This is a genomic window from Rhizobium sp. NZLR1b (genome assembly GCF_019685155.1).
GTDB lineage: Bacteria > Pseudomonadota > Alphaproteobacteria > Rhizobiales > Rhizobiaceae > Rhizobium.
Genome location: NZ_JABDWC010000017.1, coordinates 43,257 through 56,856, shown reverse-complemented (window position 1 = coordinate 56,856; position 13,600 = coordinate 43,257). Strand labels below are relative to the sequence as shown.

The window sequence follows — 13,600 nt, the reverse complement described above, 5'->3', positions numbered from 1 at the left end:
TTGACGAGTCATTCGCCGAAACCGCTTAATATGGCATCAGTCGATGGTCGGGACGCTTAGCATATGTTTCCCGACATCCTCTCACCGGACCCGATCCTGCTGGCGCACATGCGCCCGCAGCGCCGCGAGAGTGAGCGCCAGTGCGGCGTGATTGCTTTCGGCTTCACCCAGCACGTTTTCGCCTTCCTCGATCTCGCGCAGCTGCGCGCCGTAAAGCCAATCGTCAGATGTCTGGCGGCCGCGGGCCAGGTGCCAGACCGCATCCGGCCGGACTTCCCGGCAGAGATCGATGGCGTGATTGACGTCGTGAGTGAAGGGCCGCGCCATCAGGAAGCCGTGCTGCGACCTGATGCTGCTCGGCATGTAGTCGTAGGGACCGTCGAAATCGTTCGGCTCGGCCGGCCGGAATTGCTTCAACAAAAAGGCGCAGGTGATGAAGGCGTCGATCCGGCCGTCGGGCATATCGGTCTTTTCCAGGGTTTCGATGATATCCTCGATCGTCATGCAGTCTTCCTCTTGGTCCGTTCCTTGGCATGCCGCCTCTCCTCTTCCCATAGCGGCGGTGGCGTCCTCTTCCCCGAGCGCCATCTAGTGCAGGAGAATGCCAAAGGTAGTCCCGGGGCTGTGTCGAGCCGGTGATCACGCGGATTTCATCGATCTCGCACCCGCCTCGCTTGAGGTAACAGCCTGTCGCGCACGTCCTGGTCGAATTGTCTTGGCTTCGGCAATAGAGGTTGGCTGGCAGTCGGCATTGGTCGCCGGCTCGTAGGCTACTCAGCACCATGCTTCAATCTAACCAGGAAAGGCTCTAACAGCCTTTCTTCCTCATCTTCCTTTCGACCTTGGCCCTCTTTTCGGGCCCATCCCCTGCATGTTTTCCGCCGGTCAGGCCATGATCCATCATCGCCTGCAGCTCTGCACAGCTTCTGTGGTGCTTCCCGCCCTTAGCGGTGACGTCGGTGGATGTGAAGGCAAATAGCAGCGCGACGGCTGCCGCCGATCGAACAAGAGCTGACAGCCTCATGGTTCCTCTCCTATTGCCCTGCATGGTACGCTCAGGGCCGCGAGCCGGCAATGAGGGTCGTGTCGCGCCAGCCTGGAAATACTGGTGTTCCGACCAGCCGGACGGACGGGAAAGTGTCCCATGACGCGCGATCGAAACCCGTGCCGTTGAGCTCGGACCAAGGTCTGGCGCCCCTCCGACTGAGGGCCTAAGGCCGGAACAGTGGGGTGTGACCGAAGTTTGTCAGGCAGCTCTCCTTCCGCTCCGGATGTGACAGAGCTGAAAATCAAACGGAGGAATACACAATGATGAAGGTAACACATCTCGCCTTGGCAGCGGCCTTTCTGGCCGGTACGGCCGTTTCCGGCTTTGCTCAATCGTCAAGCACTGTCGGCACCGGCGGTTCGTCGGCCGGCGGCGGAACTGCGAGCAGCACGATCGGTACTGGTGGCAGCTCTGCCGGAGGCACCTGCCCTGCCGGCGCAACCAACTGCAATTCCGGCTCGTCCTCGACGGTCGGCACCGGCGCCTCGTCGGCTGGCGGCGGCACCTCGAGCAGCACCGTCGGCACCGGCGGTTCGGCTTCCGGCTCAGGCTCCGGCTCCGGCTCTGCTTCAACGCTCGGAACCGGCGGGTCGTCGGCCGGCGGCGGCACATCCAGCAGCTCGGTCGGCACCGGCGGTTCCGCCGCGGGCTCCGGCGATGCGAACTCAGCCTCGAGTGTCGGAACCGGCGCGTCGTCTGCGGACGGTGACAAGACCGGCAGCACCGTCGGCACCGGCGGCAGTGCAGCCGGAACCTCGCACGACAGCAAGGGCAAGAAGGGCTGTGCACCCGGCCAGGTCAAGAAGGACGCCACCGGCAGCCATGGCTGCTGATGATGTCGGCCGGCGCCCTGGCGGCGTCGGCCAATCCCTTGGAGAAAACCAATGACCCAATTTTCCACGATCGCACTGACCGCTTCGCTCACCTTGATCGCCGGGCAGACCCTGTCCGAGGAGATCAAGCTCGACGACGGAACGACATGCACCATCGTCCAGTCGCAGGCGGGGGACATGTCCACCACGGTGACGGCGGGCAACGGGCACGTGTCGTCATCGACGACGACCGGCGGCGGCTCGGCCGGCTCTTCTTCGTCCTCGGCCTCCGCCGGATCCTCGGCGGGATCGGGAAGCGTCGACAGCTTTTCGACGGCAAGCATCACCAGGCCTGACGGCACCGTCATCACCAAACGGTCCGACGGAACCTGCTCATTGACGAAACCGGCGAAATAGGAGACGGCCATGAAACACATCAACCTTATCGCAGCAGCGTCGATCGTCTTGCTGGCATCGACCTCTGCCGGCCTTGCGCAGGATTGCAAAGCGGCCGGGACGGTCGGCACGGGCGGAAGCGCTTCAGCCGGCGGCACGTCGGCAAGCTCGCTCGGCACCGCAGGCACCTGCCAGACCGACGGCGGCACGACCTCTTCAATCGGATCGGGAGGAAGTGCGGCCACCGTCGACGGAAAGGCGCAAAGCAAGACGCATGTCAACGACAACGGCGACAAGCTCAAGGCGCAGACCAAGGCCCAGGCCGTCGACAAGGGAACTTTCAGCAAGTCCCGCACAAAGACCAGCACCGACGGCAGCGCCTTGGAAAGCACAACCCGTACGATGTCGCATGTGCCCGGCGAGAAACCGGTCAAAAATACCACCAATCAGAAGATCGTCCTGCCGCAACAGTAGGTTAGATGGGCTCGCTCACCCGAACAAGGGCGGGCCCTTTGCCTCGGCACGAATGGCGCCCGGTGCTTGAAGCGCTCCTCCCCTGCACGATCGGCCAGAGCATTCAACTGCTCATCGAATGAAGCAAAGAATACAACCCGTTGTTTTTACGCGGCTTAACGGCGTCTCGCTGAGAAATCATTAAGCATGTTCCGATATTCTCAGGTTCTACATTAACGTGAGAGCCCGGATATGGCGTCGATCCAAAACAAGATCATCATGGCAAGCGTTGCGATATTCGCCCTGGCGGGCGGCGCCACCGAGGTCGGCATCTGGTCTGCCTCCACCCTCTCGGCAAACAGCACCGATGTCGCCCAGTCGGCGCAAATCCTGCGCAATCACATGCAAGCCGATATGATGCATGACGCGTTGCGCGCCGACGTGCTCGCCGCCTTGCTGGCGTCGAACCCGGCAGCCGGCATCGACCCAGCCGCGGTAAAGGCGGATCTGGTGGAGCACGAGGCATCGTTCCGGGAGATGATTGACGCCAACAAGGCTCTTGTCTCCGATGGACAAACGAAAACGGTCCTTTCCGGCATCGAACGTCCCCTTCTCGTCTATGTCGACAGCGCCACGAAGATGGTCGACCTTGCCGGCAAGGATCCGTCGGCCGCGTTGAAGGCATTGCCGGACTTCATGCAGCAGTTCTCGACATTGGAAACGGCGATGGAACAGGCCGGGGACCAGATCACCGCTGTATCGGATGACATTTCCAAGCGCAGCGCCGACATCAAAGCCTCGGTCGATATCGTTCTGAAGGCGCTTCTGGCCGCGGCCGCGTTGTTCGCCATTGGCCTCTATTTCCTGACCCGCAAGACTGTTTCCAAGCCGATCCTGGCGCTTTCCAGCGATATGCAGAAGCTCGCCGATGGTGACACGGCCATTGCCTGCACCGGCATTGGCCGCTCCGATGAAATCGGCACGATGGCATCGGCTGTCGAAATCTTCCGCCAGGCAGCGATTGCCAACAAGCAATTGGAGCAGGACGCCGCGGCGGCTCGATTGCAGGGCGAAACCGAAAGGGTCACGGCCCGCAAGCAGGCTGAGGAGGATGCTGCCGAGCGGCTGCGGGCGGCGACATCGGGCCTTGCCGCAGGTCTGAAGCGGCTTGCCTCAGGCGATCTCGCCTTCCAGATCGAAGAACCGTTCGCACCTGATTTCGAGGGCCTCCGGCATGATTTCAACATGTCGATCCGGCAGCTCGATCAAACCCTCGGCGCCATCGCCGCTGCCATTGCGGCGATCGACGAAGGCACCAGGGAAATCGCGTCCGGAGCCGGTGATCTGTCGAAACGCACCGAACAGCAGGCAGCCTCTCTCGAAGAAACCGCAGCAGCGCTCGACCAGATCACCGCCAATGTCTCGAACTCCAGCAAGCGGACCGACGAGGCGCGCACCGAGGCGACCGATGCAAACCGCAATGCCGCCAAATCTTCCGAGGTCGTGTCCCATGCCGAAGAAGCCATGCGCCGCATCGAGGCCTCGTCGCAGCAGATCTCCAGCATTATCGGCGTAATCGACGAGATCGCATTCCAGACCAACCTGCTGGCGCTGAACGCCGGCGTCGAAGCTGCGCGCGCCGGCGATGCCGGCAAGGGCTTTGCAGTGGTGGCCCAGGAAGTCCGCGAACTCGCCCAGCGCTCGGCTCAGGCGGCAAAGGAAATCAAAGGCCACATCCAGAAATCGTCGGTGGAAGTCGAAAGCGGCGTCAAACTGGTTCTCGACACCAGCCAGGTCCTGAGCGCCATCAGCGAGCAGATCGCCCGCATCAACCAGCACATGGATGCCATTGCCGTATCGGCAAGAGAACAGTCGACCGGCCTTGCCGAGGTCAATACCGCCGTCAACTCGATGGACCAGGTGACCCAGCAGAACGCCGCGATGGTCGAGCAATCGACGGCCGCGTCCGGTCATCTGGCTCAGGAAGCCGCCAGGCTGCGTGAACTCGTTTCCCGGTTCAAGCTGCGTGCGACCGCTTCGACGCAGTCCGGACGACGGGCTGGGCAGCTGGCGGCCTGACGGCCTGACGAGGCGATTCGGCAGCGACCACGGAGCCGGTCGCTTGCCGCATCGCAGCCATGCTTGGGATCCGGTTGAGCTTTGGCCGGGCTTCGTGTAGAGCCGCAGCATTCCCAGACAGGATCCGGACTTCCAGCCCAGACTTCCAGCAAGGCGTGAACATATGGACGGCTTCGACCTCATCATCTTCGACTGCGACGGCGTTCTCGTCGATTCGGAAATCATCGCCGCGGAGGTTGAATCCGCGCTTCTGACGGAGGCCGGATATCCGATCAGCGTCGAGGAAATGGGCGAACGCTTCGCCGGCATGACATGGCGCAACATCCTGCTGCAGATCGAGCGTGAGGCGAGCATTCCGTTTTCGGCCTCGCTGCTCGAAAAGTCCGAGCAGATGCTCGACCTCAGGCTGGCCGCCGACGTCAAGGCCATTCCAGGCGTCGAATTCGCCGTCTCCAGGCTGCCGATGAAGCGCTGCATCTGCTCGAATTCGAGCAGCAAGCGGCTCGACATGATGCTGGGCAAGGTGGGGCTGAAGCCGCTGTTTGCGCCCAATATCTTCTCCGCCAAGGATCTCGGCCCCGACCGCGCCAAGCCGAAACCCGACGTCTTCCTGCACGGCGCAAGCCAGATGGGCGTGTCGCCGGACAAGGTGGTCGTCGTCGAGGATTCCGTGCATGGCGTGCATGCGGCGCGCGCCGCCGGCATGCGGGTCATCGGCTTCACCGGTGCCTCGCACAGCTATCCCGCCCATGCCGACAAACTGACGGATGCCGGCGCCGAAACGGCGATCTCCCGCATGAACGACCTGCCGGGCGTCGTCGCCGCCCTGGCCGCCTGGGACAACGTTCTCTAAAGTCTGGGCGCTGAGCCTCTCCCCCTCATTGCTGTGCTGGTCACAGGAATCCAGTGCGCCCAAGTGCTTGGGCGCGGGAGAACGGCTTCATCGCATCAGAGTCATTCACGGCGCCGACGCGCCGTGGCTGGATTCCTGTGACAAGCACAGGAATGAGGCAAAGTGGGGCATCCGGCCCCGGTCGCCGATATCGCTTTAGCTGTTCTTCTTGGTCTTGGCCGGCTGGGTGTCGAAGCCGATGTTGACACGCACCAGCGCGCCGGAGCCGACCGGCATCTTGATGCCGTCCTTGCGGAAGATCACCTGGGTGCCCGGTGCGCCCGCCGGAATCTCGGTCGGGAATTTGGTGACTTCGGAATAGAGCACCGTCTCGCCGTCGACGACGGTGACGCGGATCGGCAGCGTCACCGGGCCGGGGGCGCCGGCCGGGCCGGTGATCAGGCGCAGCTGGGCAACGACGGTCATCGTCAGGTTCGTGTCGCTCAGCGAGCACTGGCGAGTGTAATCGCCGAACGAGGCCTGGAAAACGATCTGCTGCGGATCATCCTTCTTGCCCTTGGCATAAGTGCGGAAGATCGCATCCTGGTCGCGCATGAAGATCTGCGGGCAGGCGCCCTGGACGACGGGGGCGACAGCGCCCTGTGCCGTCGTGGCCGTGCCGATCGAAGGATTGTTCGAGGATGGGTTGGCCGGTGCCAGCGGCATGATCTGGGCGGTGCCGTTCGGCTGCGTCGGCGCCGACTTGCTGTCACCACCGGTGCCGAGCGTATCGCAGCCGGCGAGCAGGGCAAGGAGGGAAGCTGAGATAATGAGACGCGAGACCTTGCCGAGCACTATGTTCCACCCTTTGTACAAGCGTTTCTTGGAGGCCCCAGGTCTTTTCCGTGAGGCCTTTCACGACGGTTTGCGATGGTCTATATCAGCGGCGAAAACAAAAATCGATTGGGTACGCGCCGTTTTGATGCACTTTTCGCCGCCGGATGCGGGCAACTTCAACAAGATAACGGCGATGGTATGGCCTGAAGGCAGCCCCTTCTCGATTTCCGGGCCCGGTTTCCGGCAGTGCGGGCCACCGCTCAGCCCGACCGGATTTCCTCCAGCGATAGATCAAGGATGACGAACGTGGACTATATCTCGACCCGCGGCGAGGCCCCTGCCCTCGGCTTTTGCGACGCCCTGCTGACCGGGCTGGCGCGCGACGGCGGGCTCTATGTTCCCCGTGAATTTCCGAGCTTCTCCAAAAAACAGATCCGGGCGCTGCGCGGCAAGAGCTACCAGGAGATCGCCTTCACCATCCTGTCGCCCTTCACCAATGGCGAGATCCCCGAGGCGACCTTCCGGGCGATGATCGACGAGGCCTACGGCACCTTCCGCCATCCGGCGATCGCGCCGCTCGTCCAGACCGGACCGAACAGCTTCGTCATGGAGCTGTTCCACGGCACGACGCTCGCCTTCAAGGACGTGGCGATGCAGCTGCTGGCCCGGCTGATGGATTATGCGCTGGAAAAGCGCGGCGAACGGGCGACGATCGTCGGCGCCACCTCGGGCGATACCGGCGGTGCGGCGATCGACGCTTTTGCCGGCCGCGAGCGCACCGACATCTTCATCCTCTTCCCGCATGGCAAGGTCTCGCCGGTGCAGCAGCGGCAGATGACCACCTCGTCTTCAGCAAATGTGCATGCGCTTGCCGTCGAGGGCAATTTCGACGATTGCCAAAACCTGGTGAAGGCGATGTTCAACGACGCGGCGTTCCGCGACAAGGTCGGCCTCTCCGGTGTCAACTCGATCAACTGGGCGCGCATCATGGCCCAGATCGTCTATTATTTCACGGCGGCGGTCGCACTCGGCGGGCCGGACCGGAAGATCTCGTTCACGGTGCCCACCGGCAATTTCGGCGATATCTTCGCCGGCTACTGCGCCAAGCGCATGGGCCTGCCGATCGACCGGCTGGTGATCGCCACCAACGAAAACGACATCCTGGAACGGATGCTGAAGACCGGCCGCTACGACATGAAGGCGGTCAAGGCGACGAGCTCGCCGTCGATGGACATCCAGATCTCGTCGAACTTCGAACGGCTGCTGTTCGAAGCCTATGACCGCGACGCCTCGAAGGTGCGCGCGGCAATGGAAAGCCTCAAGCAATCCAACGGTTTCGAGATCGGCGCGCAAGCGCTGAAGGCGATCCGCCGCGACTTCCGCGCCGGCCGCGCCAGCGAGAAGCAGGTGGCCGAGACGATCCGTACGATCCATGCCGAGACCGGTTATCTGCTTGATCCGCATTCGGCGATCGGCGTCTTCGTTGCCAAGAAGAAGGAAAAGCCGAATACGCCGATGGTGACGCTTTCGACCGCGCATCCGGCGAAATTCCCCGCCGCCGTAAAATCGGCCTGCGGTATTGACCCGGCGCTTCCGACGTGGCTTGCTGATCTGATGCACAGGGAGGAGCGCTTCCAGATCATCGAACCGGAGCTCAAAGCCGTAGAAAGCTTTATCGGCAGACATGCCCGCGACAAGACGACGGCAGGCGCAGAAAGATAGCCAATGACAGTTGAGTGCACCCGGCTGAAATCCGGGCTGACAGTAGTGACAGAAACCATGCCGCACCTTGAAAGCGTTGCGCTCGGAGTCTGGATCAAATCGGGATCGCGTAACGAGACGGCAGACGAGCACGGCATCGCCCACCTGCTCGAACACATGGCCTTCAAAGGCACGGGGCGCCGCACGGCCCGCCAGATCGCGGAGGAAATCGAGGATGTCGGCGGCGAGGTCAACGCCGCGACGTCGACCGAGACGACCTCTTATTACGCCCGCGTCCTCAAGGACCACGTGCCGCTCGCCGTCGATATCCTTGCCGACATCCTGACGGAATCGGCCTTCGAGGAGGAGGAGCTGGAGCGTGAGAAGCAGGTAATCCTGCAGGAGATCAATGCCGCCAACGACACGCCCGACGACGTGGTGTTCGACCGGTTCTCCGAAGTCGCCTATCGCGACCAGACGCTCGGCCGGGCTATCCTCGGCACGCCGGAGACCGTCGTCTCCTTCACGCCGCAGCAGATCCGCGGCTATCTCGGCCGCAACTACACGACCGATCGCATGTTCATCGTCGCCACCGGCGCCGTCGAACACGACGAATTCCTGCGGATGGTCGAGGATCGTTTCGCCAGCCTGCCGAGCGAGCCTTCGGCGCCGCCGGTCATGGAAGCGGCGCGTTATATCGGCGGCAGCGTGCGCGAACCGCGCGACCTGATGGACGCCCAGATCCTGCTCGGCTTCGAGGGCAAACCCTACCACGCCCGCGATTTCTACTGCTCCCAGATCCTTGCCAATATCCTCGGCGGCGGCATGTCCTCCAGGCTGTTCCAGGAAGTGCGCGAGTTCCGCGGCCTCTGTTATTCGGTCTATGCCTTCCACTGGGGCTTTTCCGACACCGGCATCTTCGGCATTCATGCCGCGACCGGCGGCGAAAACCTGCCGCAGTTGGTGCCCGTCATCATCGACGAGCTGCACAAATCCGCCGATCAGATCCACCAGAAGGAAATCGAGCGCGCCCGCGCCCAGATCCGCGCCCAATTGCTGATGGGCCAGGAAAGCCCGGCGTCGCGCGCCGGCCAGATCGCCAGGCAGATGATGCTTTACGGCCGGCCGATCTCCAATCCGGAGATGATGGAACGGCTTGAGGGCATCACCATCGAGCGGCTGACGGATCTCGCCGGCCGGCTGTTCTACGACACGGTGCCGACGCTTTCGGCGATCGGACCGCTGGACCAGCTCGCACCGATGGAAGACATCACCGCTTCGCTTTCGGTCCCGGCACCGAAGACGATGCAGGCCGGCCGCTGAGCCGTTCGTCCTGCCGGGAGTGATCGATGCCAAAATCGGTGTTTCGGTTTCTGTCGCGGCAACCGGAAGCGGTGGAGCTGGAGAACGACAGATATCTGCTGCGCCTGCCGCGCTATCAGGATTTCAACCAATGGCACCGGCTGCGCGCCGAAAGCCGCAAGTTCCTGGAACCCTGGGAGCCGACCTGGCGGCGCGACGAGCTGACGGAGGGCGCCTACCGCGCCCGCGTCATCCGCGGCAAGCAGGAATATGCCTCGGGCCAAGCGGTGCCGCTGTTCATTTTCCTCAAGGAGAACCACACCCTCGTCGGAGGCGTCACCATCGGCTATATCAGGCGGGGTGCGGCACAAAGCTGCATGATCGGCTACTGGATGGGCGAACGCCATGCCGGCCAGGGGCATATGTTCGCCGCCCTGCAATTGGTTATTCCTTACATCTTCGCCGGGCTTGAGTTGCACCGTATCGAAGCAGCCTGTATTCCAGATAACGCGCGCAGCATCCGCCTGCTTGAAAAGGCCGGGTTTCAGCAGGAGGGTTATTTGCGCGGATATTTGAAGATCAACGGTCAGTGGCATGACCATGTGATGTTTTCACGTCTCGCCACCGATACGGATAACGGCAGGAAACCCGACAGCCGATGACCAGAGACCGCATGCTGCCCAAGTCACCGTCCGGACGAATGATCGCGGTGATCGCAGCCCTTTTCCTGGCAGTCTTCGCCTTGGTGGCGGGCGCTGCCCAGGCGGCCGAACCGGTGAAGATTTCCCGTGACGACACCGCGCTCGACCTGACCGCGACGACCGAAATCTACGTCAATCAGGGCGAGGCCTTTCAGGTTTCGACGGCTGCCGGCGCCGACGGTATCCGCCGCCGCATCGAGGTCAGGGCAAGCTCGGAGAACCACCAAGGTGACTGGGCGGTGTTTGCGCTTGCCAATGTTTCGGAGGAACAGCTCGAACGCGTCATCGTCGCGCCGCATTTCCGTCTGGTCAATTCCAAGCTGTTCTGGCCGGATCTCGGCTCGCAGCGCATCAGCGCCATCACGCCGAGCGAAGGTTTTGCGCTCGATCGGCAGCCGAGCGACGAGGCCGACGTCTTCCGCATTACGCTGAACCCCGGCGCCGTCATCACCTTCGTTGCCGAGCTGTCGACGCCGGAGCTGCCGCAGATCTATCTCTGGGAACCGAACGCCTACAAGGACACGATCAACGCCTTCACGCTCTATCGCGGCATCGTGCTCGGCATTGCCGGCCTGCTGGCGGTGTTCCTGACCATCCTCTTCGTCGTCAAGGGCACTTCGATGCTGCCGGCGACCGCCGCACTCGCCTGGGCGGTGCTCGGCTATATCTGCGTCGACTTCGGTTTTCTCGGCAAACTGATCAGCGTCGCCTCCGCCGACCAGCGAATATGGCGCGCCTGCGCGGAAGTGGCGCTCGCCTCCAGTTTCGTCATCTTCCTATTTACCTATCTCAACCTCAACCGCTGGCATGCGCATCTCGGCTACGCGACGCTTGCCTGGGTGCTCGGCCTTGCCCTGCTCTTCGGCGTGGCGATCTACGATCCGTCGATTGCCGCCGGCATCGCCAGGCTTTCCTTCGCGCTGACGGCGGCGACCGGGCTGCTGCTGATCATCTATCTCGGCTTCAATCGCTACGACCGCGCCATCCTCCTGGTGCCGGCCTGGGCGCTGACGCTCGTCTGGCTGTTCGGGGCATGGATGACGGTCACCGGGCGGCTCGACAACGACATCATCCAGCCGGCACTCGGCGGCGGCCTGGTGCTCATCGTGCTTCTGATCGGCTTCACCGTCATGCAGCATGCTTTTGCCGGCGGCGCCTTCCAGCAGGGGCTGTTTTCCGATCTTGAGCGGCAATCGCTGGCGCTGACCGGATCCGGCGACATGGTGTGGGATTGGGACGTGGCGCGCGACCGCGTCGTCACCATTCCCGACGTCTCGACCAAGCTCGGCCTTTCCCCCGGCACCATGCATGGCGCAGCGCGCAACTGGCTGCCGCGGCTGCATCCCGATGACCGCGACCGCTTCCGCGCCACGCTCGACGTGCTGCTCGAACACCGGCGCGGCCGGCTGAACCACGAGTTCCGCATCCGCGCCGAGGACGGGCATTTCCACTGGCTGTTGATCCGCGCCCGGCCGGTGCTCGGCTCCAACGGCGAAATCATCCGTTGCGTCGGCACGATCGTCGACGTGACCGAGCAGAAGAACTCCGTCGAACGGCTGCTGCACGATGCGCTGCACGACAATCTGACCGGGCTGCCGAACCGGCAGGTGTTCCTCGACCGGCTGCAGTCGGTCCTGGCGCTGGCGCCGGGCGGCGATACGCTCAAGCCCACGGTGATGGTGATCGACATCGACCGCTACAAGCTGGTCAATGATTCGCTCGGGGTCGCTGCCGGCGACAATATCCTCATCGCGCTGACGCGGCGCCTGCGCCGGCTGTTGAAACCGCAGGACACGCTGGCGCGGCTGGCCGGCGACCAGTTCGGCCTGATCCTGGTTTCCGAGCACAATCCGACCAAGGTCGCCGATTTCGCCGATGCGATCAGCAAGGCGATCATGGTGCCGATCAACTTCGCCAACCGCGAGATCATCCTGACGGCCTCGATCGGACTGACCTCCTGGGTAGACCGTCAGGAGAGCGCCACCGGCCTGCTCAGCGACGCAGAGCTTGCCATGTACCGGGCAAAACGGGCCGGCGGCAACCGTGTCGAGCCATTCCAGCCGGCCTTCCGCGACTTCGGCACCGACCGGCTGCAGCTGGAAACGGATCTGCGCCGCGCCATCGAGCGCAAGGAATTGTCGATGGTCTACCAGCCGATCGCCCGGCTTGAGGATGTCGAGGTCGCCGGTTTCGAGGCATTGATGCGCTGGGAACATCCCAAACGCGGCAACATCCCGCCCTCCGAATTCATCCCGATCGCCGAGGCCTCCGATCTCATCGGCGCGCTCGGCATGTTCGCGCTCGAACAGGCGACCAACGATCTGATGAGCTGGCAGCAACTGACCGGCGAATTGCCGATCTTCGTGTCGATCAATCTGTCGAGCGTGCAGCTGCTCAACAACGAGCTTTATGACGACGTGCGTTCGGTTCTTGCCAAGACGCATTGCCAGCCCTCGCGCCTCAAGCTCGAACTGACGGAGTCCATGGTGATGGAAAATCCGGAACAGGCCCGGCTCGTGCTGCAGAAGCTGAAGGAAGCCGGCATCGGCCTGGCACTCGACGATTTCGGCACCGGCTATTCCTCGCTCGCCTATCTCACCCGTTTTCCCTTCGACATGATCAAGCTCGACAAGGCCCTGGTGCGCGACGGCAGCGACAAGAAGGCGACCGTGCTCAGATCGGTGATCGCCATGGCGCGCGAACTTGAAATGAAGGTGGTGGCCGAGGGGATCGAATCCAACGAGGATGCGATCGAGCTCGCCAAGATGGGCTGCAACTACGGGCAAAGTTATCTGTTCGGGCCGCCGATCGCTTCGGAATCGGTGCTGCGGCTGCTGCGGGAGCGGTTTCCGCTGACCAAGCGGGCGTGATCTTAGAACAGGATGGTTTCAGACCGGTCGGCCTAACTGACGACGGCCGGTCTCACCGCTCAATAGGAACGCTGAGACCGACCTTCACCCGATCCATCGCGACGAATGTCCGGAAGCGCTTGACGTTGTTGTTGCCGAAAAACAGCCGCCGCGTCAGCGCCTCGTAGTCGGCCATTGAGGGGACGACGATGACCAGAATGAAATCTGCCTCGCCGGTGACGTAGTAACACTGCTGGATTTCCGGCGCGGCGGCGAACTGGCTTTTTGCCTGTTCGATCTGTTTTGCAGTTTCGCTGATAACCTCCACCTCCACGAAGATGGTGATCGATTGGCCAAGTGCCGTGGGGTCGAGAACGGCGACGTTTGCCTGGATGACCCCCTCCTGCGCCATCCGTTTGATCCGGCGCTGGACGGCAGGCGCAGACAGGCCGACGGCTTCACCGATCGTCCGTTGCGGCGTGGTATTGTCCCTCTGCAGGATCGCCAGGATCTTGTGGTCGAACGCATCCAAGAGGGAATTTACTGGTCGGCTCAAAACAGGCCCCAACGAAACAAAATTGCAAAACCGA

General features: G+C 62.8%; 13 protein-coding genes. 9 read left to right on the top strand and 4 right to left on the bottom strand.

Annotated features, from left to right (window positions below; genetic code table 11):
• Positions 1-81 precede the first annotated feature (81 nt).
• A complete protein-coding gene (locus HJB84_RS22235; RefSeq protein WP_221116910.1) occupies positions 82-504 on the bottom strand; it encodes a hypothetical protein in 423 nt (140 codons plus the stop codon).
• A 304-nt stretch (positions 505-808) separates the two neighbouring features.
• Positions 809-1,024, bottom strand: coding sequence for a hypothetical protein (locus HJB84_RS33655; RefSeq protein WP_246762721.1), 216 nt, complete (start codon positions 1,022-1,024; stop codon positions 809-811).
• Positions 1,025-1,308: 284 nt separating this feature from the next.
• Between HJB84_RS33655 and HJB84_RS33650 the strand changes: the two genes are divergently transcribed.
• The 5 genes from HJB84_RS33650 (at position 1,309) to HJB84_RS22215 (ending at position 5,641) form a co-directional block, all read left to right on the top strand.
• Positions 1,309-1,881, top strand: a complete 573-nt coding sequence (locus HJB84_RS33650) for a hypothetical protein (RefSeq protein ID WP_259671147.1) — start codon at positions 1,309-1,311, stop codon at positions 1,879-1,881.
• A gap of 51 nt (positions 1,882-1,932) precedes the next feature.
• On the top strand, positions 1,933-2,277 hold the full coding sequence (locus tag HJB84_RS33645) for a hypothetical protein (RefSeq protein ID WP_246762719.1): 345 nt from the start codon (positions 1,933-1,935) through the stop codon (positions 2,275-2,277).
• A gap of 9 nt (positions 2,278-2,286) precedes the next feature.
• A complete protein-coding gene (locus HJB84_RS22225) occupies positions 2,287-2,730 on the top strand; it encodes a hypothetical protein (protein WP_221116908.1) in 444 nt (147 codons plus the stop codon).
• Positions 2,731-2,961: 231 nt separating this feature from the next.
• Positions 2,962-4,788 carry a methyl-accepting chemotaxis protein gene (locus tag HJB84_RS22220; RefSeq protein ID WP_221116907.1) on the top strand — a complete coding sequence of 609 codons (1,827 nt, stop codon included), beginning with the start codon at positions 2,962-2,964 and terminating at the stop codon, positions 4,786-4,788.
• A 163-nt stretch (positions 4,789-4,951) separates the two neighbouring features.
• Complete coding sequence (locus tag HJB84_RS22215) at positions 4,952-5,641, top strand: HAD family hydrolase (RefSeq protein WP_221116906.1); 690 nt, start codon at positions 4,952-4,954, stop codon at positions 5,639-5,641.
• A gap of 195 nt (positions 5,642-5,836) precedes the next feature.
• On the opposite strand, the gene HJB84_RS22210 is transcribed toward HJB84_RS22215, so the two are convergent.
• Positions 5,837-6,478, bottom strand: a complete 642-nt coding sequence (locus HJB84_RS22210) for a hypothetical protein (protein WP_221116988.1) — start codon at positions 6,476-6,478, stop codon at positions 5,837-5,839.
• Positions 6,479-6,754: 276 nt separating this feature from the next.
• Here HJB84_RS22210 and thrC point away from each other — a divergent pair, with 276 nt between their 5' ends.
• The 4 genes from thrC to HJB84_RS22190 are packed head-to-tail and all read left to right on the top strand — an operon-like array spanning position 6,755 to position 13,031.
• Positions 6,755-8,179, top strand: a complete 1,425-nt coding sequence (gene thrC / locus HJB84_RS22205) for a threonine synthase (RefSeq protein ID WP_207583241.1) — start codon at positions 6,755-6,757, stop codon at positions 8,177-8,179.
• A gap of 3 nt (positions 8,180-8,182) precedes the next feature.
• Complete coding sequence (locus tag HJB84_RS22200) at positions 8,183-9,481, top strand: pitrilysin family protein (RefSeq protein WP_207583240.1); 1,299 nt, start codon at positions 8,183-8,185, stop codon at positions 9,479-9,481.
• Between the two features lie 26 nt (positions 9,482-9,507).
• Positions 9,508-10,122: a GNAT family N-acetyltransferase gene (locus HJB84_RS22195; RefSeq protein ID WP_207583239.1), complete on the top strand. Its 615-nt coding sequence runs from the start codon at positions 9,508-9,510 to the stop codon at positions 10,120-10,122.
• Entirely contained in the window at positions 10,119-13,031 is a 2,913-nt protein-coding gene (locus tag HJB84_RS22190; RefSeq protein ID WP_207583238.1) for a sensor domain-containing phosphodiesterase, read from the top strand. The genes HJB84_RS22195 and HJB84_RS22190 overlap by 4 nt, the downstream gene beginning before the upstream one ends.
• Before the next feature lie 52 nt (positions 13,032-13,083).
• Here HJB84_RS22190 and HJB84_RS22185 read toward each other — a convergent pair whose 3' ends face one another.
• Positions 13,084-13,566 (bottom strand): Lrp/AsnC family transcriptional regulator, encoded by a 483-nt coding sequence (locus tag HJB84_RS22185; protein WP_221116905.1) that lies wholly within the window; start codon positions 13,564-13,566, stop codon positions 13,084-13,086.
• Between the last annotated feature and the right edge of the window lie 34 nt (positions 13,567-13,600).